Source organism: Achromobacter sp. GW823-FHT04E03, assembly GCF_058796095.1.
The window spans coordinates 1,155,461-1,179,153 of record NZ_JBXAIJ010000002.1 but is presented as its reverse complement, the minus strand read 5'-3'; the positions used below and the strand labels follow the sequence as shown (position 1 = coordinate 1,179,153).

The following is a 23,693-nucleotide window of genomic DNA, read 5'->3' as shown; positions in this document are numbered from 1 at the left end:
TTTCGGGGTTGCGGAAAATTCGGATTTTCCGAAATTAACTTGAGTTAATTTGGATTGTCAAAACTCCGCCTTGCCTTCAACAATGGCCGCGTCTTTCATTCCTACAGGTACTGGAGCAGCGGTTATGTCTTTGCAAGTGCGCAAGGTAGTCAGCTATGTGGAAAAAACCCTGATCGAAGGCGGTCGCGCCGCCGAGCGCCCGCTGGTGATGGTCATCGCCGCGGCCGTGATCCGCAATCCCTGGGCCGGCCAGCCGTTCCAGGAAGACCTGCGACCCAAGATCCTGGAGGCCGCGCCGCCGCTGGGCGAGCTGCTGGTCGCGGAAATCCTGCGTCAGGCCGGCTCGGCCGACCAGGTTGAAGCCTATGGCAAGGCCGCGGTCGTGGGCACGGCCGGCGAAGTCGAACACGCCTCGGCGCTGATCCACACCCTGCGCTTCGGCAACGCCTATCGCGGCGCGGTTGGCGGCACCAGCTACCTGAGCTTTACCAATATGCGCGGCGGCCCCGGCTGCGTGATCACCGTGCCGCTGATGCACAAGCTCGACGAAGGCCTGCGCTCGCACTATCTGACCGTGCAGACAACCATCAACGACGCGCCCGCCCCCGACGAAATCGTGATCGCCCTGGGCGCGGCGACCTCGGGCCGTCCGCATCATCGGATCGGCAACCGCTATTCCGACCTGCAGGAACTGGAACGCGAGGCGCAGGCCAAATGAGCGCGCATTTTCGCCGTTCGGGCCGCGGCGTACCGCTAGTGCTGCTGCATGGCGTCGGCCTGGACCACACCTTGTGGGACGATCTGGCGCCGCTGCTGGAGCCGCATTTCGAGGTGCTGCGCTACGACATGCTGGGCCATGGCCGCGCCCCCGCCGTCGCCGATGGAGTGACGGTGCAGGACTACATCGCGCAGCTGGACGCGGAACTGGATCGCGCCGGCTGGCAAAGCGCCAATCTGCTGGGCTATTCCATGGGCGGCCTGATCGCGGGCGCCTATGCCGCCGCACGCCCGCAACGCGTCACGCGCCTGGCCTTGCTGAGCACGGTGTTCCGCCGCAGCGCGGACGAAACGCGCGCCGTGCTGGCGCGGCTGGAAGCAGCTGCCACGCAGGATCCCGCAGCCGCGGCCCAGGTCTCGCTGCAGCGCTGGTTCACGCCCGCGTTCCAGGCCCGGCGTCCCGAGCGCGTGGCCAGCATCGGCCAGCGCCTGCTGGACAACGACCGCGCCAGCTTCCTGGCCGCTTACCGCGTGTTCGCGCAGGGCGACCCGATCCTGGCGCAGGCCGCGCCAGACATCGCCTGTCCCGCGCTGGCGCTGACCGGCGAACTGGACGTCGGCTCGACCCCGCGCATGACACGGGAACTGGCCGAAGCGCTGCCCCATGCGCAGGCGCAGGTGGTGCCAGGCCAGCGACACATGCTGCCGGTGGAGGAACCGGCCATCGTGGCGGCGGCGCTGCATGGATTTTTTCTGCCGGCTGCCGGCGCGCCAAGCGCGGCCTAGCCCGCGTAGAGTGGATACGGAGACAAACAATATGAATCGCAGAACCATCCTGAAGAACATGGCGGCCCTGGCGCTCACGCCGCTGGGCGCCGCGCTCGGCGGCGCCGCCAGCGCGCGCGAAGCCCCTTTGCGCGTCATCGTGCCCTTCCCGCCCGGCGGCGGCACCGACGTGCTGGGCCGAGTGATCGCCGCCACGCTGGAAGGCGCGCTGGACCGCCCGGTGGTGGTTGAGAACAAACCCGGCGCCAGCGGCATGCTGGGCGCCGACTACACCGCCAACGGCGCCAAGGATGGCAGCGTGCTGCTGTTTGCCGGCCTGGTGCCGTCGGTGCGCTACTACGCCAAGCCGCCCGAGGACGTGCTCAAGCAACTGGCGCCGGTCTGCCCGATTGCGCGTTCGCCCTACATGGTGGCGGTCAATGCGGACCTGCCTGCCAAGACCCTGGGCGAACTCGTCGCCCAGGCCAAGCGCGAGCCCAAGGGGCTGACCTTCGGCTCCCCCGGCAACGCCACGCCGCAACACCTGGCCACCGAATTGCTGCAGGCCGCCTGCGGCATCGACATGCTGCACGTGCCCTACCGCGGCACGGGTCCGATGATGACGGACCTGCTGGGCGGACAGATCCAGGTGGTGGTCGCCACCGTCGCAGCGGTGGAACCGTATCTGCAAGGCGGACGCCTGCGCGTGCTGGCCGTGACCAGCCCGGAACGCCTGCCCAAGTACCCCGACATTCCCACGGTGGCGGAAGGCGGTTACCCCGGCTTCTCGGCGCAGATCCAGTTCGGCACCTATTGCGCGGCGGGCACTCCGGAAGCCACCATCGCGGCGCTGAACCAGGGCATCAACCGCGCGCTGCAGACCGAGACGGTGCGCGCCAAGCTGGGCGAACAGGGCTTCCAGCCCACCGGCGGCACGCCCGCGCAGCTGCAACAGGCGTTGCTGGCGGAAATCCGCGACGTGGCGGGGCTGGTGCAGGCCGGCAAGGTCAAGGTCGACCTGTAGCGTCCCCCATACGTCCCGATGCTGGATAACCAGCATTTACAGGCGTGTCGTCCTCTGTGCATGCTGGCCGTTGATCCGGCGCAGATCGGGCGCAACATGGAGACGACATGCCTAGTCAGGAATCCCTGCACTCCGCCCATATCCGCGAGATCGAACAAGTCGGCCAGGGCCGCCCCACCCAGCGCGACGCGCACGTGGTCAGCAGCTGGCTGCGCTGCCTGGACCAGTACCGGCTGGATCCCGCCCAGGCCTGCGAGGCCTATATCGTGCCGGATGGCCGGCTGCGCGAACACCGCCAGCAGTCCGAAGCGCTGATTTCCATTGCAAGGTCCGGCCTGGACCATCTGTTCCGCCAGGTCGCCGGCCAGAACTACGTGCTGCTGCTGGCCGATCGCCAGGGCGTCACCGTGGAATTCCTGGGCGACGCGCAGCAGACCGCCAGCCTGCGCAAGGCCGGACTGTATCTGGGGTCGGAATGGTCGGAGCGCCGCGCCGGCACCTGCGCCGTGGGCGCCTGCCTGGAAAGCGGCGAAGCCCTTACCATCCACCAGAGCGACCACTTCGACAACACCCATACGCCGCTGTCCTGCACCGCCGCGCCGATCTACAACGCCGACGGCGAACTCGCGGCCGTGCTGGACATCTCGCTGCTGAGCTCGCCCATCCTGAAAGCCAGCCAGAACCTGGCGCTGCACCTGGTCACCAGCACCACGCGGCGCATCGAGATGGCCAACCTGATGGCGCGCACCAGCAACGAATGGGTGCTGCGCTTCGCGCGCTCGCCGGAATTCCTGGACGTGGACCCGGAGGCCGCGATCTCGCTGGACGGCTCCGGCCGCATCCTGGGCATGACGCATACCGGCGCCAAGCTGCTGGCGCGCGCCGCCGGCCTAGACTGGCGCAATCCCGCCGGCCTGATCGGCCAGCCCGTCACCCGTTTCTTCGACGTGCAGCTCGATGACCTGCCGCGCTACACCCGCGCCCATGCGCCGCAGCAACGCCTGATCGCGGCCCGCGACGGCAACGCGCTGTTCGCGCACGCCATCGAACCCAACCGGCACGCGCGCGGAACCTCGGTCGCCGTGCGCGGCGCGCCGTCCGCGCTGCGCGGTCTGGATGGCGGCGATGCTCGCATGGCGGCCATGCTGACGCGCGCAGCCAAACTGGCCCGGCAGGGGCTGCCCCTCCTGCTGCAAGGCGAAACCGGAGTCGGCAAGGAATACCTGGCCCGCGCCATCCACGACAGCAGCCAGCGCGCCGGGCGCTTCGTCGCCGTGAATTGCGCGGCGATTCCCGAATCGCTGATCGAAAGCGAGCTGTTCGGCTACCTGCCCGGTGCCTACACCGGCGCGGCGGCCAAGGGCCGCAAGGGCCTGATCGAGGAATCCGACGGCGGCACCCTGTTCCTGGACGAGATCGGCGACATGCCGCTGGCGCTGCAAAGCCGCCTCTTGCGCGTGCTGGCCGAATCCGAGGTCACACCCATCGGCGCCAACGCCCCGCGCGCCGTGCGCCTGTGCCTGGTGTCGGCCTCGCACCGCGACCTGGCCGCCCTGGTGCGCGAGGGGCGCTTCCGCGAAGACCTCTATTACCGCATCAATGCCGCCACGCTGACCGTGCCGCCGCTGCGTGAACGTGCGGACCTGGAATGGCTCATCGCCCGCCTGCTGGCGCGCCACCAGGACGAGTCCGGCGCCCCCGTGCTGGCGCCCGCCGCGCTGATGGCGTTGAAGGCGCATGCCTGGCCCGGCAATATCCGTGAACTCGCCAACGCCATCGCGGTCGCCGCCGCGCTGTGCGAGAACGGCGTGATCGAACCCGCCGACCTGCCCGACGCACTGGCGCCCGCGGCGGCCGCCGCCAGCCCCGCAGAGGCGGCCTTGCGCGCCATGCTGGCCAGTTGCGGCGGCAACGTCTCCGAAGCGGCGCGGCGCCTGGGCGTGGACCGCTCCACCGTGCATCGCCAGATGCGGCGCCACGGCGTCTCCTCGCGCTCCTGAGGCCCACGGCCGGGCGCCACCCCAGGCGCCACACCCTTGCGCCACAGGTGTGGCGCGGCGCCACGGCATCCAGTCCAGCTCTCCTGCGCGCCAGGGCTGGCATGCCGATTGCTTGATCGTTATCGACGCCCACCGGCCGGCACAGGCCGGGGCCGCCAGCGGACCATGTCCCGGTCCGCCACGACAACGATCGCCCGCCACGGGCAAGGAGACTAGACATGCAGACCGATCAAGCCGGCGCCGCCCTGGACGCCGTGCTCACGCGCCTGAACACGGCGCTGGGCAACAAGGACATCGACGGCGTCGCGGCCCTGTTCCAGGATGACTGCTACTGGCGCGACCTGGTGCTGTTCACCTGGAACATCCGCACGCTCGAAGGCCATGGCCAGATCCGCGACATGCTGCAACACCAGCTGTCGCAGGTGGAGCCGGTGCGCTTCAGCCTGGATCCGAAGGAAACCGTGTCGCAGGAGGCCGGCCTGCTGCAAGGCTGGATCGAGATCGAGACCAACCGCGCGCGCGGCTACGGCCACATCCGCGTCCAGGACGGCAAGATCTGGACGCTGCTGACCACCATGTCCGAACTCAAGGGGCACGAGGAACCCAGCGGCCTGCGCCGTCCCAAGGGCGCCGAACACGGCAGCAGCCGCACGCGCCAGACCTGGCTGGAAAAACGCGAGCAGGAAGCCGCCGAGCTGGGCTACCAGACCCAGCCCTACGTGCTCATCATCGGCGGCGGCCAAGGCGGCATCGCGCTGGGCGCACGCCTGCGCCAACTGGACGTGCCGACCATCATCATCGAAAAGAACGAACGCGCCGGCGACAGCTGGAGAAAGCGCTACAAGTCCCTGTGCCTGCACGACCCGGTCTGGTACGACCATCTGCCCTACATCCCCTTTCCCGAGAACTGGCCCGTCTTCGCGCCCAAGGACAAGATCGGCGACTGGCTGGAGATGTACACCAAGATCATGGAGCTCAACTACTGGACCTCCAGCGTCTGCCAGTCGGCCCGTTACGACGAGCAGAAACAGGAATGGGAGGTCACGGTGTTGCGCGAGGGCAAGCCCGTGGTGCTGCGGCCCAAACAGCTGGTGCTGGCCACCGGCATGTCCGGCAAGCCCAATGTCCCCACCTTCGCCGGCCAGGATGAATTCCAGGGCGAACAGCAGCATTCTTCGCAACACCCCGGCCCGGACGCCTACCGCGGCAAGAACGTGGTCGTCATCGGCGCCAACAACTCCGCGCACGACATCTGCGCGGCGCTGTGGGAAGGCGGGGCCAACGTCACCATGGTGCAGCGCTCGTCCACCCACATCGTGCGTTCCGACACGCTGATGGACATCGGCCTGGGCGGCCTGTATTCGGAGCAGGCGCTGGCCAATGGCATGACCACCCGCAAGGCCGACCTGACTTTCGCGTCCCTGCCCTACAAGATCATGGCGCAGTTCCAGATCCCGCTCTACGACCAGATGCGCGAACGCGACGCCGGGTTCTACGCCAAGCTCGAAGAGGCCGGCTTCATGCTGGACTGGGGTGATGACGGTTCGGGCCTGTTCATGAAGTACCTGCGGCGCGGCTCCGGCTACTACATCGACGTCGGCGCCTGCGATCTGATCATCGACGGCAGCGTCAAGCTGCAGTCACGCACCGACGTCAGCCACCTGACACGCGACGCCGTGGTGCTGAAGTCCGGCGTCAGCCTGCCGGCTGACCTGGTGGTCTATGCCACCGGCTACGGCTCGATGAACGGCTGGGCCGCCGACCTGATCAACCGCGAGGTCGCGGACAAGGTCGGCAAGTGCTGGGGCCTGGGCTCGGACACCACCAAGGACCCCGGCCCCTGGGAGGGCGAGCAGCGCAACATGTGGAAGCCCACGCAGCAGGAAGCGCTCTGGTTCCATGGCGGCAACCTGCACCAGTCGCGGCACTACTCGCAGTACCTGTCCTTGCAGCTGAAGGCGCGGCAGGTGGGCGTGCCGGTGCAGGTCTATGGCTTGCAGGAAGTGCACCACAAGCGCTAGGCGCCCGCCCTGCGTCCCATTGGGGCGGGCTTGCGCCCGCCCCGCCGCCGAGGTAAATTGTTGACAATCTTGCGTCACACGGCGCTTTTTTCCGAATTTTTCTTCCCATAGCGGAAAGATTGTCAACACAATGAGCAAGGTGCTGACCCTGCCCGGCGCCGCCCCCGGCGACAACGAGACGCTTGCGGAACACATATTCCGCAAGATCCAGTCCGCCATCGTCAAGGGTGAAATCGCCCCCGGCAGCAAGATTTCCGAGCCCGAGCTGGCCCGCATCCATGGCGTCAGCCGCGGCCCGCTGCGCGAGGCCCTGCACCGCCTGGAAGGCCAGAAGCTGCTGGTGCGCGTGCCCCACGCCGGCGCCCGCGTGGTGTCGCTGTCGCAGCAGGAACTGTCCGAACTCTACGAAATCCGCGAATCGCTGGAAGGTATGGCCTGCCGCCTGGCCGCCGAACGCATGCCGCCCTCGGAAATCGCCGAGCTGCGCGCCGTGCTGGAAGCGCACGAACGCGACGAAGCCTTCCAGGCCGGGCTGGGCTATTACCAGCAGGAAGGCGACTACGATTTCCACTACCGCATCGTCAAGGGCAGCGGCAACCAGATGCTGTTCCGCATGCTGTGCGACGAGCTCTACCAGCTGGCGCGCATGTACCGCATCCAGTATTCGACCACCCCCAACCGCCCCCGGCAGGCCTACGCCGAACACCACCGCATTCTGGATGCCATCGCCGACGGCGATGGCGAGTTGGCTGAAATCCTGATGCGCCGCCACATCCGCGCATCCCGTATCAACATCGAACAGCAGATCGCGCAGGGCAACCTGCAGCGCACCGAGGCATGAACCAAAACTACCGCAAGCCCCTGCCCGGCACCCGCCTGGACTACTTCGACACCCGCGCCGCCGTCGAGGCGATCTCGCCCGGGGCCTACGACCGCCTGCCCTACACCTCGCGCGTGCTGGCGGAAAACCTGGTGCGCCGTTGCGATCCGGCCATGCTGACCGACGCGTTGAAGCAGCTGATCGAGCGCCGCCGCGATCTGGACTTCCCGTGGTTCCCGGCGCGCGTGGTCTGTCACGACATTCTCGGCCAGACCGCGCTGGTCGACCTGGCCGGCCTGCGCGACGCCATTGCCGACAAGGGCGGCGACCCCGCCAAGGTCAATCCGGTGGTGCCGGTGCAGCTGATCGTCGACCACTCGCTGGCCGTGGAATACGGCGGCGACGACCCCGACGCCTTCGCCAAGAACCGCGCCGTGGAAGACCGCCGCAACGAAGACCGCTTCCATTTCATCGACTGGACCAAGCAGGCCTTCCGCAACATCGAAGTCGTGCCGCCGGGCAATGGCATCATGCACCAGATCAACCTGGAACGCATGTCGCCCGTCATCTACACGCAGGACGGCGTGGCATTCCCCGACACGCTGGTCGGCACCGACAGCCACACGCCGCACGTGGACGCGCTGGGCGTGATCGCCATCGGCGTGGGCGGCCTGGAAGCCGAGAACGTCATGCTGGGCCGCGCCTCGTGGATGCGCCTGCCCGACATCATCGGCGTGGAACTCACCGGCCGCGCGCAGCCCGGCATCACCGCCACCGACATCGTGCTGACCCTGACCGAATTCCTGCGCAAGGAGAAGGTCGTGGGCGCCTACCTGGAGTTCTACGGCGCAGGCGCCGCCAGCCTCACGCTGGGCGACCGCGCCACCATCTCGAACATGGCGCCCGAGTACGGCGCCACCGCCGCGATGTTCTCGATTGACCAGCAGACCATCGACTACCTGCGCCTGACCGGCCGCGAGGACGAGCAGATCGCCTTGGTCGAGAACTACGCCAAGACCACGGGCCTGTGGTCCGACAGCCTGAAGCAGGCCGAATACGAGCGCGTGCTGCGCTTCGACCTGTCCAGCGTGGTGCGCACCCTGGCCGGTCCGTCCAATCCGCACCGCCGCCTGCCGGTCAGCGACCTGGCCGAGCGCGGCATCTCCGGCGTGGTGGAAAACAATCCCGGCCAGATGCCCGACGGCGCCGTGATCATCGCCGCCATCACCAGCTGCACCAACACCAGCAATCCGCGCAACGTCATCGCCGCCGGCCTGTTGGCGCGCAACGCCAACCGCGCGGGCCTGACCCGCAAGCCCTGGGTCAAGAGCTCGCTGGCGCCGGGATCCAAGGCCGTCTCGCTGTACCTGGACGAAGCCGGCCTGACGCCGGAACTGGAACAGCTGGGCTTCGGCGTCGTGGCCTTCGCCTGTACCACTTGCAACGGCATGTCGGGCGCGCTGGACCCGGTCATCCAGCAGGAAATCATCGATCGCGACCTCTACGCCACCGCCGTGCTGTCCGGTAACCGCAACTTCGACGGCCGCATCCATCCCTATGCCAAGCAGGCCTTCCTGGCCTCGCCGCCGCTGGTCGTGGCCTATGCCATTGCCGGCACCATCCGCTTCGACATCGAGCGCGACGTGCTCGGCACGGACGCCGCCGGCCGCGAGATCCGTCTCAAGGACATCTGGCCCAGCGACGAAGAGATCGACGCCGTGGTGAAGTCGGCGGTCAAGCCCGAGCAGTTCCGCAAGGTCTACGCCCCCATGTTCGGCATCCAGGACGACCGCAAGGCCGCCGTCAGCCCGTTGTACGACTGGCGTGCGCAGAGCACCTACATCCGCCGCCCGCCATACTGGGAAGGCGCGCTGGCAGGCGAGCGCACGCTGCGCGGCATGCTGCCGCTGGCCGTGCTGGGCGACAACATCACCACCGACCACCTGTCGCCGTCCAACGCCATCCTGATGGACAGCGCCGCGGGCGAATACCTGCACAAGATGGGCCTGCCCGAAGAGGACTTCAACTCCTACGCCACCCACCGCGGCGACCACCTCACCGCGCAACGCGCCACCTTTGCCAACCCCAAGCTCTTCAACGAAATGGTGAAGAACGCGGACGGTACGGTGAAGCAAGGCTCGCTGGCCCGCGTGGAACCTGAAGGCAAGGTCATGCGCATGTGGGAAGCCATCGAAACCTACATGGACCGCAAGCAGCCGCTGATCATCGTGGCCGGCGCCGACTACGGCCAGGGCTCGTCGCGCGACTGGGCCGCCAAGGGCGTGCGCCTGGCTGGCGTGGAAGCCATCGTCGCCGAAGGCTTCGAACGCATCCACCGCACCAACCTCATCGGCATGGGCGTACTGCCCCTGGAATTCAAGGCGGGCGTGAACCGCAAGACGCTGGCCCTGGACGGCACCGAAAGCTATGACGTCATCGGCGAGCGCAAGCCGCGCGCCGACCTGACGCTGGTGATCCACCGCCGCAACGGCGAAACCGTCGAAGTCCCCGTGACCTGCCGCCTGGACACGGCCGAAGAGGTCTCGATCTACGAAGCCGGCGGCGTGCTGCAGCGCTTTGCCCAGGACTTCCTGGAAGCTTCCGGCGCCGACAAGAAAGCCGGCTGATCCGCCATAGGCGGGACGGGCGCCGCGGCGCCCGCCCCAACACCCATCATCAGGACTGCCCCATGACCCATGCTCCCCAGACCAAGATAGCCGCCACCTACATGCGCGGCGGCACCAGCAAAGGCGTGTTCTTCAAGCTCGACGACCTGCCCGAGTCCGCGCGCGTGCCCGGCGCCGCGCGCGACGCGCTGCTCATGCGCGTGATCGGCAGCCCCGATCCCTACGGCAAGCAGATCGACGGCATGGGCGCGGCCACCTCCAGCACCAGCAAGACCGTCATCATCGGCAAAAGCACGCGCCCCGACCATGACGTGGACTACCTGTTCGGCCAGGTCTCCATCGACCAGCCCTTCGTGGACTGGAGCGGCAATTGCGGCAACCTGTCCGCCGCCGTCGGCCCGTTCGCCATCACCAACGGCCTGGTCGACCCCGCCCGCGTGCCGCAGGACGGCGTCGCCGTCGTGCGCATCTGGCAGGCCAACATCCAGAAAACCATCATCGCGCACGTCCCCATGACGGGCGGCGCGGTGCAGGAAACCGGCGACTTCGAACTGGACGGCGTAACCTTCCCGGCGGCTGAACTGCGCCTGGAATTCATGGACCCGGCCGAGGAAGGCGACGGCGGTTCCATGTTCCCCACCGGCAAGCTGGTGGACGACCTGGAAGTGCCTGGCATCGGCACCTTCAAGGCCACCATGATCAACTCCGGCATCCCCACGATCTTCCTGGACGCCGAAGCCTTGGGCTACCGCGGCACCGAACTGCAGGACGACATCAACGGCGACGCCGCCGCGCTGGCGCGCTTCGAGACCATCCGCGCCCACGGCGCGCTGCGCATGGGCCTGATCAAGACGCTGGAAGAGGCCGCCAGCCGCCAGCACACGCCCAAGGTCGCCTTCGTGGCGGCGCCCAAGGAATACGTGTCCTCCAGCGGCAAGAAGATCGGCGCGGGCGACATCGACGTGCTGGTGCGCGCGCTCTCCATGGGCAAGCTGCACCACGCCATGATGGGCACCGCGTCCGTCGCCATTGCCACCGCGGCGGCGGTGCCGGGCACGCTGGTCAACCTGGCCGCGGGCGGCGGCGAACGCGACAACGTCTGCTTCGGCCATCCGTCCGGCACCTTGCGCGTCGGCGCCGAAGCCCAGCTCGTGGACGGCGAATGGAAGGTCACCAAGGCCATCATGAGCCGCAGCGCCCGCGTGCTGATGGAAGGCCGCGTCCACGTGCCGCGCGAGGGGTTCTGATCCGGCTTGCCGTTTCCAGCATGAAGAACGGGGCTTGCAAGCCCCGTTTTTTTTTACGCAGCGCCAGCGCCTCAGCCCTTCGCTCCCGCCGCCTCCAGCAGGCGCACGACTTCGGTCTGTCCGCGCTCACGCGCATGACGCAGTGGCGTCACGCCCTTGCCGTCCGCCAGGTTGACGTCGGCGCCGGCTTCGATCAGCAGCTTGACGATCGCCTGGTGACGCGCGCCGCCATCGCCCAGGATCACGGCTTCCAGCAGGCCGGTCCAACCCAGGTTGTTCACATGATCCGCGTCCACGCCGGCGCGCAGCAGCATGTCCACCACTTCGACGTGGCCGCGCTCGCATGCGGGAATGAGGGCAGTGCCGCCATAGCGGTTGGTGCTTTTCAGGTCAGCGCCGTGCGCCAGCGTCAGCGCCAGGATCTCGCGATAGCCGCGGGCGCCGGCCAGCAGGTAGGCGCTGTCGCGGATCGAGTTCTGCGCATTGACGTTGGCGCCGGCCTCGATCAGGACGCGTGCCGCTTCGACATGATTGCCCTGCGTCGCGCGCAGCAGCGGCGTATTGCCGTCCGCGTCGCGCGTATCCACGGCAGCGCCCTGCCCCAGCAGCTGCTTGACGCGGGCCGCGTCGCCATTGCCCGCGGCGGCCAACAGCGCGGTGTCCGGGCCCGCGGCCGCGGCCACGCCCCCCATGCCCAACAGGAATGCCGCCAGCCAAAGACGGCCCGCACGAAAGATAGACATTGGTATTTCCTCCAGATCAACAGCTTGAGGCAAGCCGAATCGACTCGCGGCCTCGTGAGATTCCAAGTATGGCGGCCGGCCCAAGTATTATGAAATTAATTGGCTTGATAGATTCGAGTGGACATCCCAATGCTAGATCCCGTCCTGCTGCGCAGTTTTCTTACCGTCGTGGACACGGGCAACTTCACCCGCGCCAGCGAACACCTGCACCTGACGCAATCCACCGTCAGCCAGCACGTCATCCGGCTGGAAGAGAACCTGGGCTGCCGCCTGCTGGACCGCACGCAGCGCCATGTCCTGCCCACCGAGGAGGGCGAGCGCCTGCTGGGCTATGCGCGCAGCATCCTGCGGCTGGCTGAGGAGGCGCGCGAAAACGTGGCCGCCGCCCAGGCCAGCGCCGTGGTGCGCGTGGGCGCGCCCGAGGATTTCATGGGCGCCACGCTGATGCCTACCCTGGCCGCCGTGGAAGCGGCCTATCCGCGCCTGCGCGTGGAAGTCGAAGGCGGCCTCAGTCATCAGCTGCTGCAGCGCTACCGCGATGGCGAACTGGACCTGCTGCTGGTCAAGCAATGGGAAGTGGACGCCGATTGCGATGCGCACTGGCCCGAACCCCTGTGCTGGATCACCGCCCGCGATGCGCCGCCGCCCGCGCCCGACACCGCCGTGCCGCTGGTGGCCTTTCCGTCCGGCGCGCTGTACCGCCAGGAAATGACCGCCATGCTGGAAACCAGCGGCAAGCCCTGGCATGTGCGCTTTTCCAGCCCCAGCCTGCCCAGCCTGAGCGCTGCCGTCGCCGCGGGACTGGGGATCAGCCTGCTGCCTGCCGCCTGCGCCAGCGCCGAACACCGGCTGCTCACGCCCGAAGAAGGATTTCCGGCGCCGCGCGGCCTGCACTTGTCGCTGTATGCGCGCTCGCGGCTCAGCGATGCGGGTCACGCGCTGCGGCGCGCATTGCAGGACTTCTGCACGCAACGCGCCGCGCAGGTCACGCCGCCGGCGTGACGCCAGCGTATGTCCGAGCCGCCTCGCCCACGGGTTCGCCCTTGCGGAACAAAGCGCGCTGGCTCGGCACCGCGGCAACCGCGGCGGCGCCGTTGGGCACGGGCAGCACCACGAAGGTCGCCTCATTGCCCACCTGCAGGCCGTACCCGCCCAGGCCCAGCACCGCCGCGCCCGCATGCGACGCCATGTGCAAGGCCGTCAACAAATCGTCGTCCGTGTAGAAGCCCGAGCGGTAGCCGATCAGCATCGCACGCTGCAGCATGTCGCCATTGCCATAGGGCCACCAGCAATCCTGGATGTTGTCATTGCCCGTGAATACGCGCACGCCCGCCGCGCGCAGCGCCAATACCGGCGGAAAGGCCCGGTCGCCTGGCGCGTTCGTCATGATCGCCACGCCGGCGTCGGCCAGCTTGCGCGCCACGTCCTGCAGCGCCCCCTGGCCGACGTCGCCCAGTGCATAGGCGTGGCTGATGGCGACTCGACCCGCCAGGCCCAGCGCCTGCGCGCGCGCGGCAATGCGCGCAATCTGCGCAACGCCCTGCTCGCCCGGCTCATGCAGGTGGATATCGATCTTGGCGCCCAGCCGCTCAGCGATGCCGAACACGCAATCCAGCTGGCCTTCGGCATCGCCGTCCAGCGTGGAGGGATCGATGCCGCCCACTACCCCGGCGCCTTCGCGCACGGCCGCTTCCAGCCATTGCGGCGTGTCCGGACAGGACATCACGCCGGCCTGCGGGAACGCCACCAGTTCGATATCGACAATGCCGCGCCATTTCTCGCGCGCCGCCATGACGGCATGCAGATTCGCCAAGCCGGTCGTGGCGTCTACGTCCACGTGGCAGCGCATCGCCACCGTGCCGAACGCCGCGGCCTGCGCGATAAGGGCATCGGCGCGCCCCTCGATGGGCGGCGCGGCCGCAAGCTCTTCTTTCTCGATGGCCAGCCGTTCGCGCAGGCTGTCCGCGGGCCGGTGCGGCCGCCAGCGGTCGCCGACGAAACTCTTGTCCAGATGGATATGGCCGTCGACAAAGCCCGGCAGCACCAGGTGTCCGCGCAGGTCGGTCACCTGCGCCGCGCCCAGGACGGGCGGCTCGGCGCCCAGCGCCAGGATGCGGCCATCGCGCACGTGCATGTATAGGGGATTGCCGTCTGCTCCCACGGCATTGAGGTATACGCGGTCTGTCATGTGTCGTCTCGGTCTTGCGCGGCCATGTCATACGCATGGCCCGGGCTTGCGTACACCTTATCGGATGGCGCGCACGGCGGCCAATTAAGTGTCGCGATACTCGCCAATGCGATTCGCGATACCCGCGCATGCACGCCTGGCGGACGCAAGCTGGACTCGAGCGGGGTATGTCCCTATACTTGGCGCCTGTTGTAAGTTCATTACGCATGCAGCCAGACGATGCACATCGCTGGAAGCATCCATCACACGGCCGCGCACAGCGGCCCGGCGTGTAACGCCGAAACACCCAAACCCAGCCGTCAAGGCTGCGGAACAAAACTCCTGCTTACCAGGCAGGACCATCGCTCGCCGCATCGGGCAACGTAAATAGCAACCAGCGTTCTGCGCAATGCGGCAGCAAGACACCTATACGGTGTGCCTTATTGCTGTCCGTCCGCGGGCGTGTCCAGTCACGTCCGCGCCGGGCAGGCATGCGATCGCGCCTACGGCCGCTCGCCTGGTGTTTCGGCTGCGTCAAAGGGGTTTGCCGCCCATCGCATCCCGCGGAAACGGCCTTCATGCAGCCATGACTGTCCGTCATGAATACGCTGTCAAGGAGAAAGGACGAAGACGATGCAAGAGACAGAATTCTTTCAGCTATCCGCCACCACCGCCATCCTGCTGCTGGTCGGGTTCTATGGCGCGACGTTCCTCATGTCGCTGCTTATCGGCCAGAAGAACGAAAACGTCGATGGCTACATGGTGTCGAACAACGCGGTCGGCTTCGGCCTGTCCACCGCCAGCATGATCGCAACCTGGATCTGGGCCGCATCGTTCTACGCCAGCGCCACCTCGGGCTACAAGTACGGCCTGTCGGGCCCCTTGCACTACGGCTTCTGGGGCGCGCTGATGATTCTCTTCATCTATCCCTTCGGCAAGCGCTTCCGCAAGCTGGCGCCCAAGGCGCATACGCTGGCCGAAGTCATACACGCGCGCCACGGCACCTCCAGCCAGATGATCATGGCGGTGTCGAACATCGTGGGCAGCTGCATCAGCCTGATGGTGAACTTCACGGCGGCGGGCGCGCTGGTCTCGATCCTGAGCCCGCTCACCTTCATCCAGGGCGTGCTCATCGCCGGCCTGGGCGTGCTGTCGTACACGCTGTGGTCGGGATTCCGCACTTCCGTAATGACGGATTTTGCGCAGCTGGCCGCCATGATCATCGCCGCGGTCGTCATCATCCCGCTCATCTTCTTCAACGCGGGCGGACCCGACGTCCTGTCGGAAAACATGTGGCGCCTGAGCGCCGACCAGGCGGACTTCTATTCCACCCGCGCCATCCTGGAACAGGGCGCGCCCTATTTCGTGGCCGTGCTGGCCTACGCCATCGGCAACCAGACCATCGCCCAGCGCCTGTTCGCGGTGCGCGAAGACCTGATCAAGCCCACGTTCCTGACGGCCACGGCGGGATATGGCGCCGTCGTGATCGGACTGGGCATGCTGGGGCTGCTGGCGCTTTTCGTCGGCCTGGAGCCCGCCAACGGCGACATGAACAACATCATCCCGCAGATGGCCTCGACCTACCTGCCGCCCTTCGGCATTGCGCTGTTCTTCCTGCTGGTGGTGGGCTCGCTGTCTTCGACCGCCGACTCCGACCTGGCCGCGCTGTCTGCCATCGTCATGACTGATGTTTACGCCAAGAACCTGGCCGGCGGCCGCCCCGATCCGCGCCGCATGCTGTGGTGGGGCCGTATCACCATGATCGTCGCCACGATGATAGGCGTGATATTCGCCAGCCTGCGCCTGGATATCCTGGTCATGCTGGTGTTCGTCGGCGCGCTGTGGGGCGCCATCGTTTTCCCCGTCATCGCCAGCTTCTACTGGGACCGCGTCGACAACCGCGCCTTCGTCAGCGCCGTGCTCAGCGCGGTTATCCTGTTCACCGTCGTGCGCTTTGAATTGCTGCCCATCACCGGCGCGGTCGCCGTGTTCTTCGAGATCTGCTCGGCCATCGGCGGCGGCGTGGTGCTGGGCCTCATGACGTTCGGCTTCTTCGGCCGCACCGCGGCGCTCGCCGTGGGCGCCCTGGGCATGCTGGTCATGCTGCCCGTGTTCGTGGGCACCTTGCGCGAGTACATCGTCCTGATGGGCTCGCTGACCGCCTACGGCGTAAGCGCCACGGTCTGCGCCGGTCTCAGCCTGCGCAACCAGCAGCGCTTCGATTTCAGCCTGTTGGCGGACCGCGTGACTTCCTTCCAGGAAGCGCAGGACGCCCTTTCCGCGCCCGCCGTGCAACGCCCCGAAATCCAGCCGGCCCAAGGCTGAGCATCCATTCAGCAACAAGGAGACTGATATGTGGTTGACGTTCTACTTCCTGGTGTGGCCCGCCATTTCCGCCCTCATCCTGGCGCTGCTGTGCGTGACGCTGTGGCGGGACATCCGCGCTGCCAGGCGCAGCGGCCAAGCGATGGTCTGAGGCCGTACGCTTGGGGCCGTTGCGTTCACGCCAGCCGCAACGGACGCTGGGCCTGCGACTGCGCTTCAAGGTAGACCGCGTGCGTGTCCGCCACGAAGCGGGACAGGGCGAAGTCCCGCACTGCCTTTTCCCGCGCCGCGCGCCCCATGGGACCCAGTAGCTGCGGTTGCGCCAGGATCTCGCGCAGCACGCCTGCCACGGCCTCGGGCGTGCGCGCCGGGACCACCCAGCCGTCCAGCCCGGGATACACATTCTCGGCCAGCCCGCCGGCATTGCTGACGATGACCGGCACACCCATGGCCATCATCTCGCGGCACGCGAACGAGATGGTCTCCATCTCCGAGGACAGCACAAAGCCCACGTCCAGCGCGGCCACGAAGGACCGCACGTCGTCCAGCAGGCCCGAGAAGATCACCTGGTCTTCCATGCCCAGTTCACGCACCCGCCGGCGCTGAGGTTCGCCGGGAGGCTCGCCAGCGATCATGATGACGATACGCGCCCGCAGCTCGACAGGCAGCAAGGACAGGGCCTCGACCATGTCCGGCCAGCGCTTGTAGTCCGCGGTGCCTGCATTGCTGCCGACCACCAGCCGGCCCGCGTGCGCAGCCGGCAGCCAACGGCGGCGGGCTTCAGCCCTCGCCTGCGGCGCGGGGGGCATGAACCGCTCCACGTCCACGCCATTGCGCACGGTGCGCAGGCCGCAGCGCCCGAATGCGCTGCCCGCCAGCTTGCGGCGCGTGTGCTCGCACACACAGATGACGCGGTCCGTCGCCAGCCGGGCGCGCAGCGTCGCGCCCAGGCTGCTGGCGATCCGGTCGTTGTGCTGCGTATACACCACCGCAGGGCTGTCCGCCCCCAGCCCCAAGCCTGCCAGCATGCACACACGATGGTCGGCAGAACCGTTGACGTGCGCGATGTCGAAGCGTTCCTGCACCAGCAGTCGCCGCAGGCGCCGTGCATTGGGCAGCGCGGCCAGCAGGCCGCCGCGGAAATCCAGCGCTTCGACCCGCACGCCCGGCATCGCCAGGGCCGTCTTGAACAGCCGGCTGTCTGGCGGCGCCGCCACGACGATATCGTGCGCGCCGCGCAGCGCGCCGGCCAGCGACAGCACATACGTGGTATGCCCGCCGCCATCGCCGCGATGGAAATTGGTGTACAGGATCTTCATCGAGCAACGCCGGTTCAGGCCCTGGACGGACCGGTCCCCGCGGCCGCCATCCGCGCATATCCCCGTGCACGTTTCGGCGCGCAAGGTGCATAATGCGCCGCAACGGCAATTTCATCGTTGGCCGTTTCAAAGCTCTTCGAGACAGATTTTCGAGCACTCACGGATCGCTCCTTGTGTTTCAGCGCCGCCAAGCGGGAACTTGGCAGACACGCTGAACTCTACGCAGTCGGCAATTACAGAAGCCGGACCGACTCATTACATTTGTGCAAGGAATGCGAGGCGCCCCATGCGTATCCTCTTGATCGAAGATGAAAGAAAGCTCGCGGACTACGTCCGCAAAGGATTGACCGAGCACAACTACGTGGTCGACATCGCCCGCGACGGTATCGACGGACGGCACGCCGCCATCGAGGGCGACTACGACGTGGTGGTGCTGGACGTGATGCTGCCCGGCGTCGACGGTTTCGGCGTGCTGGCGGACCTGCGCAAGCACAAGGAAACGCCGGTCCTGATGCTGACCGCCCGCGACAAGGTGGAAGACCGCGTGCGCGGCCTGGAAGGCGGCGCGGACGATTACCTCGTCAAGCCTTTCGCCTTTTCCGAGCTGCTGGCGCGGATCCAGGCCCTGCTGCGCCGCGGCCGCGGGCAGGAGTCGACGCTGCTCAAGCTTGCCGACCTGGAGATGGACCTGGCGCGGCGCAAGGCGCAACGCGGCGGCATGCGCCTGGACCTGACCGCCAAGGAATTCACGCTGCTGACGCTGATGCTGCGCCGCCACGGCCAGGTGCTGTCCCGGACGGTGCTGGCCGAGCAAGTCTGGGACATGAACTTCGACAGCGACACCAACGTCATCGAAGTCGCCGTGCGGCGCCTGCGGGCCAAAATAGACGACCCGTTCGAAACCAAGCTGCTGCATACCGTGCGCGGCATGGGCTACGTGCTGGAGCTGCGCGAAAAATGAAGCTGCCGCACATCGCGTCGATGGAAATCCGCCTCACGCTGCTGCTCGGCATCATTGCGCTGGTGGTGTCCAGCATCGCCGGCTACACCTTGTTCTGGGCCTTGAAGCGCGAGGTGCAGCGCCAGGAGATCACCGAGGTGGCCGGCAAGCTGGAGCTCATCAACCACCTCATCGGCATGCAGACCACGCTGGCGCAGATGCAGGATCTGCGTGGCGCCCTGGACAACATCATGGTCGGTCACGGCAATCTCAAGACCTGGATCACGCTCGCCGACGGCAGCGTGTTCTACGGCGAGGCGCCGCCCGTGGACGTGCGGCCGCTGTCCGGCCGCGAAATCAGGCTGCACTCGCAGGACGGCTGGAACATGCGCGGGCTGCGCGTGCCGCTGGAAGGCACGCTGCTGCCGGGGGCCGAGCTCACCGTGGCCGTTAACCTGCGCCCTGGCACGCAGTTCCTGTATGCCTTCGCCACCGCGCTGGTCCTGATCTGCGCCACCTGGGTCGGCGCCACGCTGGTGCTGTCGGCATGGGCGGTGCGGCGCTCACTGTCGCCCATCCGCCGCCTGTCCCAGCAGGCCGCCCGGATCCAGCCGGACAATCTTGCCGTGCGCCTGCCGGAACAGGGCATAGACCGCGAGCTGCGCGAATTCACCCATACCTTCAACGGCATGCTGGGCCGGGTGCAAACGGCCTACCAGCAGATGGAAGGCTTCAACGCCGACGTGGCGCACGAACTGCGCACGCCCCTGGCCACGCTGATCAGCGGCGCCGAGGTCATCCTGTCGTCCCCCCGTTCCGAGCAGGAGCTGCGAGAGGTGCTGGAATCCAACCTGGAGGAGCTGGAAGGGCTGAAGGCGCTGGTCAACGACATGCTGTTCCTGGCCCGCGCCGACGGCGGCGAACCAGCGGGGGACCTGCAGGAAGTGGACGTGCGCCGCGAGGTCGCCCGCGTGGCCGAGTACTACGAAGCCGCGCTGGACGAAGCCGGCGTGTCCATGACCGCGCACGGCGCCGCCATCCTGATGGCCAACCCGCGGCTGTTGCGGCGCGCCATCGCCAACCTGCTCAGCAACGCCATCCGGGCCACGCCACGGGGACGCGGCATCGACCTCTATTGCATCACCCGGCAAGAGGAGATCGAGATCAGGGTCAGGAACCCCGGCGCGCCGATCGCAGCCGAGGCGCTGCCGCGCATCTTCGACCGCTTCTATCGCGGCGACGATGCCCGCAGCCGGCGCGCCGACGGGCACGGCCTGGGCCTGGCCATCGTCCGCGCCATTGCCCGCATGCACGGCGGCAACGCGTTCGCGCGCTGCGGCGGTCAGGGCACCGAGGTCGGCTTCACGCTGTCCCGGACGCCGAACATTACAGGAAAGTAATCCTCCCGACAGGTTGCGGTGTGGAGCGCGTCACTAAAGTGGCGCCTCCTACCCCCAATTCGAGTCTAGAGGATACGCATGAAGAAACTGGTGAAACTCGCACAAGGCGCCGTGGCCGCGGGCGTCTTTTTGCTTTCCTTCGGCGCCATGGCTGCCCCCGGCCACGGCGCGGGCCACGGCGGCGGCCATGACGCCGCCGCCCCCATCGGCAAGCCCGGCAACCCCGCCAAGGTCTCGCGCACTATCGTGGTCGACATGACGGATGCAATGCGCTTCACGCCGGACAAGATCGACGTCAAGGCGGGCGAGACCATCCGTTTCAAGGTCACCAACTCCGGCAAGATCCGCCACGAAATGGTGCTGGGCACCACGGCAGACCTGAACAGCCACTACCAGATGATGCTCAAGGACCCGGGCATGCGCCACGAGGAGCCGAACTCCGTGTCCCTGGAAGCGGGCAAGGCCGGCGACATCGTCTGGACCTTCGACAAGGCGGGAACCGTCGCCTTCGCCTGCCTGGAGCCCGGACACTATCCCGCCGGCATGAAGGGCGCGGTTTCCGTCAAGTAATCCACTGCCGGGATGCCGGTCCGGCTACCGGGGAGATAGAGCATGAGTAGAGCAGTTTCGAATCCGCGCCGCCGGTTTGTGCAGGGCCTGGCCACGGGCGGCGCGCTGGCCGGCATGGGTCTGTGGAGTCCGTCATCATGGGCGCAGTCCGGCGCCGCCCGGCAGAGCGTGCTGTCGGGCACCGAGTTCAACCTGGAGATCGGCGAGAGCCCCGCCAATTTCACTGGCGCTCCCCGCATCGCAACCACGGTCAACGGCATGCTGCCCGCGCCCACGCTGCGCTGGCGCGAAGGCGACCGCGTCACGCTGCGCGTGACCAACCGCCTGCGCGAAGACACCTCGATCCACTGGCACGGCATCATCCTGCCCACCGGCATGGACGGCGTGCCCGGCCTGAGCTTTCCCGGCATCGCGCCCGGCGAAACCTTCACGTACCAGTTCGACGTGGGGCAGAGCGGCACGTACTGGTATCACAGCCATTCCGGCTTCCAGGAACAAACGGGACTGTACGGCGCCATCGTCATCGATCCCAAGCGCCCGGACCCGGTGCGCGCGGACCGCGACTATGTGGTGCTGTTGTCCGACTGGACCGACGAGGATCCCATGAGCGTGTTCCGCAAGCTCAAGGTGATGCCCGACTACTACAACTACATCCAGCCCACCGTCGGCAGCCTGATCGACGACGCCGAAAAATCCGGCTGGAAGAGTGCGCTGAACGAGCGGCTCATGTGGCAGAAGATGCGCATGAACCAGACCGACCTGGCCGACGTCTCGGGCGCAACCTATACCTTCCTTACCAATGGCAAATCGCCGGCCGGCAACTGGACCGGCCTGTTCCGTCCGGGCGAACGGATCCGCCTGCGCTTCATCAACGGGTCGGCCATGACCTACTTCGACGTGCGCATCCCCGGACTGAAGATGACGGTGGTGGCCGCCGACGGCCTGGCCGTGCGGCCCGTGGAGGTGGAAGAGTTCCGCATCGCTGTGGCCGAGACCTATGACGTCATCGTCGAACCGCAGGACGAGCGCGCCTACACGATCTTTTCGCAGGCCATGGACCGCTCCGGCTATGCGCGCGGCACGCTGGCCCCGCGCGAGGGCATGCAGGCCGAGATCCCGGCGCTAGACCCGGTGCAGGTGCTGACCATGATGGACATGGGCATGGCGCACGACATGCCCGGCATGGACATGGGCGGCTCGCAAGCGGGGGGAATGGACCACGGCGCTCAGGGTGCGATGAACCATGGTGCTCAGGGCGGCATGAATCACGGCTCCATGCCCGGCATGGACCACGCCGGCATGGCAGGAATGGCAGGCATGAACCATGGCGCGGGCGGCAACGAAGGCGGCATGGTCGAGGTCAAGCATCCCTACCCCGCCGAGTACAGTCCCGCCAACTCCATGGTGCCTGACATCGTTTCGACCCGGCTGGACGATCCAGGCGTGGGCCTGCGCAACAACGGCCGCCGCGTGCTGACCTATGCGGACCTGCACTCCATGGTCGAACCCGCGGACAACCGCCCGCCGACTCGCGAGATCGAACTGCACCTGACCGGCAACATGGACCGCTACATGTGGTCGTTCAACGGGCTGAAGTTCACCGAGGCCAAGCCCATCGTGCTCAAGTATGGCGAGCGCGTGCGCTTCGTGCTGGTCAACGACACCATGATGACGCACCCCATCCACCTGCATGGCTTGTGGAGCGACCTCGAATCCGCCGACGGCAATTTCCAGGTGCGCAAGCACACGATCAGCCTGAACCCGGCGCAGCGCCTCACTTACCGCGTTAGCGCGGACGCGCGCGGCAACTGGGCCTATCACTGCCACTTGCTGTTCCACATGGAGGCCGGCATGTTCCGCGCGGTCGTCGTGGAATAGGGGGAATAATGAGAACAACGACATCCAGAATGCACTGGTCCGGGCTCGTCGCGGGCGCCGCCCTTCTTACGGCCGCATCCGGACTGGCCCAGGCGCAGGCGCCGGCCGGAACGATGGACGGCATGGACCATGGCTCGATGCAAGGCATGGACCACAGCTCGATGCCTGGCATGAACCATGGATCGACGCAGGGTCAGAATCCGACCTCGACGAAGAGCATGGCCCCCGGTTCAATGAAAGGCATGGACCACGGCTCGATGCAAGGCATGGATCACAGTTCGATGCCGGGCATGGATCACGGCGCCATGCCCGGCATGGACGAATCCCCGCCCAAAGGCCCGCCGGTGGGATCCCTGCCCTCCAGCGACGGCAGCACGGAGCAGCGCTACGCCGCCTACCGCATCCATCCGCACATGATGGACAACGTCGTCACCAGCCACCTGCTGTTCGACAAGCTCGGCGTCGCCTACGACCGCAACGAACAGACCAGCCTGCAATGGGACGGCCAGTTCTGGATCGGCCGCGATCTGAACAAGCTGTGGATCAAAAGCGAAGGCGATCGCCTGAACGGCAGCACGGACGCCAAGATCGAGGCCTTCTGGAGCCACACGATCTCGCCGTTCTGGGACCTGCAACTCGGTGCGCGGCGCGATTTCGGCACGGGACCGAAGCGCAACTGGGCGGCGTTCGGCGTGCAGGGCGTGGCGCCCTACGGCATCGAAACCGAAATCACCGGCTACGTCGGCGGATCCGGCAGAACCGCGCTGGCGCTGAAGGCGGAATACGACCTGCTGCTCACGCAGCGCCTGATCCTGACGCCTGAAATCGAAGCCAGCCTGAACGGCAAGAATGACGAGGAACGCGGCGTGGGTTCCGGGCTGTCGGACGCATCGTTCTCCTTGCGGCTGCGCTACGAGGTCACGCGCGAATTCGCCCCGTATGTCGGGGTGTCGTTCGGACGCAAGTTCGGCAAGACCGCCAGCTACGCCAGCGAAGCCGGAGAAAGCCGTTCCGAACGCGCGATCCTGGCCGGCGTGCGCATCTGGTTCTAAGTATCGCCGGCGCTGCAACTCGCGGCGTCGGCCAGAACTTTTTCAACTGCTACGGCCGCATCCGCGCGATCTGTGCTG

Annotated in this window: 19 protein-coding genes; 16 read left to right on the top strand and 3 right to left on the bottom strand. The window is 67.1% G+C overall.

Annotated features, from left to right (window positions below):
- Nucleotides 1-124: 124 nt before the first annotated feature.
- From AC1RHV_RS16800 to prpF, 8 genes are all read left to right on the top strand, one after another.
- A complete protein-coding gene (locus AC1RHV_RS16800; RefSeq protein ID WP_054452076.1) occupies nucleotides 125-718 on the top strand; it encodes an amino acid synthesis family protein in 594 nt (197 codons plus the stop codon).
- Complete coding sequence (locus AC1RHV_RS16795; protein WP_054452077.1) at nucleotides 715-1,503, top strand: alpha/beta fold hydrolase; 789 nt, start codon at nucleotides 715-717, stop codon at nucleotides 1,501-1,503. Before AC1RHV_RS16800 ends, AC1RHV_RS16795 begins: the two co-directional genes overlap by 4 nt.
- Before the next feature lie 31 nt (nucleotides 1,504-1,534).
- Nucleotides 1,535-2,506 carry a Bug family tripartite tricarboxylate transporter substrate binding protein gene (locus tag AC1RHV_RS16790; protein WP_175180557.1) on the top strand — a complete coding sequence of 324 codons (972 nt, stop codon included), beginning with the start codon at nucleotides 1,535-1,537 and terminating at the stop codon, nucleotides 2,504-2,506.
- Nucleotides 2,507-2,613: 107 nt separating this feature from the next.
- Nucleotides 2,614-4,506 carry a sigma-54-dependent Fis family transcriptional regulator gene (locus AC1RHV_RS16785; protein ID WP_492301412.1) on the top strand — a complete coding sequence of 631 codons (1,893 nt, stop codon included), beginning with the start codon at nucleotides 2,614-2,616 and terminating at the stop codon, nucleotides 4,504-4,506.
- A 218-nt stretch (nucleotides 4,507-4,724) separates the two neighbouring features.
- Complete coding sequence (locus tag AC1RHV_RS16780; protein WP_492301411.1) at nucleotides 4,725-6,527, top strand: NAD(P)/FAD-dependent oxidoreductase; 1,803 nt, start codon at nucleotides 4,725-4,727, stop codon at nucleotides 6,525-6,527.
- A gap of 130 nt (nucleotides 6,528-6,657) precedes the next feature.
- Complete coding sequence (locus AC1RHV_RS16775; RefSeq protein ID WP_054452081.1) at nucleotides 6,658-7,368, top strand: GntR family transcriptional regulator; 711 nt, start codon at nucleotides 6,658-6,660, stop codon at nucleotides 7,366-7,368.
- A complete protein-coding gene (gene acnD, locus AC1RHV_RS16770) occupies nucleotides 7,365-9,974 on the top strand; it encodes a Fe/S-dependent 2-methylisocitrate dehydratase AcnD (RefSeq protein WP_054452082.1) in 2,610 nt (869 codons plus the stop codon). The genes AC1RHV_RS16775 and acnD overlap by 4 nt, the downstream gene beginning before the upstream one ends.
- Nucleotides 9,975-10,036: 62 nt before the next feature.
- The gene (prpF, locus tag AC1RHV_RS16765; protein ID WP_192492342.1) at nucleotides 10,037-11,221 is read left to right on the top strand and encodes a 2-methylaconitate cis-trans isomerase PrpF; all 1,185 of its coding nucleotides are present in this window, start codon (nucleotides 10,037-10,039) and stop codon (nucleotides 11,219-11,221) included.
- Between the two features lie 71 nt (nucleotides 11,222-11,292).
- Here the strand turns inward: prpF and AC1RHV_RS16760 are convergent, their stop codons facing one another.
- The gene (locus AC1RHV_RS16760; RefSeq protein ID WP_306653258.1) at nucleotides 11,293-11,964 is read right to left on the bottom strand and encodes an ankyrin repeat domain-containing protein; all 672 of its coding nucleotides are present in this window, start codon (nucleotides 11,962-11,964) and stop codon (nucleotides 11,293-11,295) included.
- Between the two features lie 129 nt (nucleotides 11,965-12,093).
- Here AC1RHV_RS16760 and AC1RHV_RS16755 point away from each other — a divergent pair, with 129 nt between their 5' ends.
- Nucleotides 12,094-12,966 carry a LysR family transcriptional regulator gene (locus tag AC1RHV_RS16755; protein ID WP_492301409.1) on the top strand — a complete coding sequence of 291 codons (873 nt, stop codon included), beginning with the start codon at nucleotides 12,094-12,096 and terminating at the stop codon, nucleotides 12,964-12,966.
- Here the strand turns inward: AC1RHV_RS16755 and AC1RHV_RS16750 are convergent.
- Nucleotides 12,950-14,152, bottom strand: a complete 1,203-nt coding sequence (locus AC1RHV_RS16750; RefSeq protein WP_492301408.1) for an amidohydrolase family protein — start codon at nucleotides 14,150-14,152, stop codon at nucleotides 12,950-12,952. The two genes, AC1RHV_RS16755 and AC1RHV_RS16750, sit on opposite strands and share 17 nt — an antisense overlap.
- 612 nt (nucleotides 14,153-14,764) lie before the next feature.
- On the opposite strand from AC1RHV_RS16750, the gene AC1RHV_RS16745 reads away from it, so the two are divergent.
- Together AC1RHV_RS16745 and AC1RHV_RS16740 are read left to right on the top strand one after the other, a co-directional pair.
- Nucleotides 14,765-16,456 carry a sodium:solute symporter family protein gene (locus AC1RHV_RS16745; RefSeq protein WP_054452087.1) on the top strand — a complete coding sequence of 564 codons (1,692 nt, stop codon included), beginning with the start codon at nucleotides 14,765-14,767 and terminating at the stop codon, nucleotides 16,454-16,456.
- A gap of 28 nt (nucleotides 16,457-16,484) precedes the next feature.
- A complete protein-coding gene (locus tag AC1RHV_RS16740) occupies nucleotides 16,485-16,607 on the top strand; it encodes a putative transporter small subunit (protein WP_208949752.1) in 123 nt (40 codons plus the stop codon).
- 25 nt (nucleotides 16,608-16,632) lie between these two features.
- Here the strand turns inward: AC1RHV_RS16740 and AC1RHV_RS16735 are convergent, their stop codons facing one another.
- The gene (locus AC1RHV_RS16735; protein WP_054452088.1) at nucleotides 16,633-17,775 is read right to left on the bottom strand and encodes a glycosyltransferase; all 1,143 of its coding nucleotides are present in this window, start codon (nucleotides 17,773-17,775) and stop codon (nucleotides 16,633-16,635) included.
- A gap of 286 nt (nucleotides 17,776-18,061) precedes the next feature.
- Between AC1RHV_RS16735 and AC1RHV_RS16730 the strand changes: the two genes are divergently transcribed.
- The 5 genes from AC1RHV_RS16730 (at nucleotide 18,062) to AC1RHV_RS16710 (ending at nucleotide 23,615) form a co-directional block, all read left to right on the top strand.
- Nucleotides 18,062-18,736 (top strand): heavy metal response regulator transcription factor, encoded by a 675-nt coding sequence (locus AC1RHV_RS16730; protein ID WP_119450383.1) that lies wholly within the window; start codon nucleotides 18,062-18,064, stop codon nucleotides 18,734-18,736.
- Nucleotides 18,733-20,115: a heavy metal sensor histidine kinase gene (locus tag AC1RHV_RS16725; RefSeq protein WP_492301405.1), complete on the top strand. Its 1,383-nt coding sequence runs from the start codon at nucleotides 18,733-18,735 to the stop codon at nucleotides 20,113-20,115. The genes AC1RHV_RS16730 and AC1RHV_RS16725 overlap by 4 nt, the downstream gene beginning before the upstream one ends.
- A gap of 78 nt (nucleotides 20,116-20,193) precedes the next feature.
- Nucleotides 20,194-20,685 (top strand): cupredoxin domain-containing protein, encoded by a 492-nt coding sequence (locus AC1RHV_RS16720; protein ID WP_042795260.1) that lies wholly within the window; start codon nucleotides 20,194-20,196, stop codon nucleotides 20,683-20,685.
- A gap of 42 nt (nucleotides 20,686-20,727) precedes the next feature.
- Entirely contained in the window at nucleotides 20,728-22,563 is a 1,836-nt protein-coding gene (locus AC1RHV_RS16715) for a copper resistance system multicopper oxidase (RefSeq protein ID WP_306653263.1), read from the top strand.
- Between the two features lie 233 nt (nucleotides 22,564-22,796).
- Nucleotides 22,797-23,615 (top strand): copper resistance protein B, encoded by an 819-nt coding sequence (locus AC1RHV_RS16710; protein WP_492301770.1) that lies wholly within the window; start codon nucleotides 22,797-22,799, stop codon nucleotides 23,613-23,615.
- Nucleotides 23,616-23,693 lie beyond the last annotated feature (78 nt).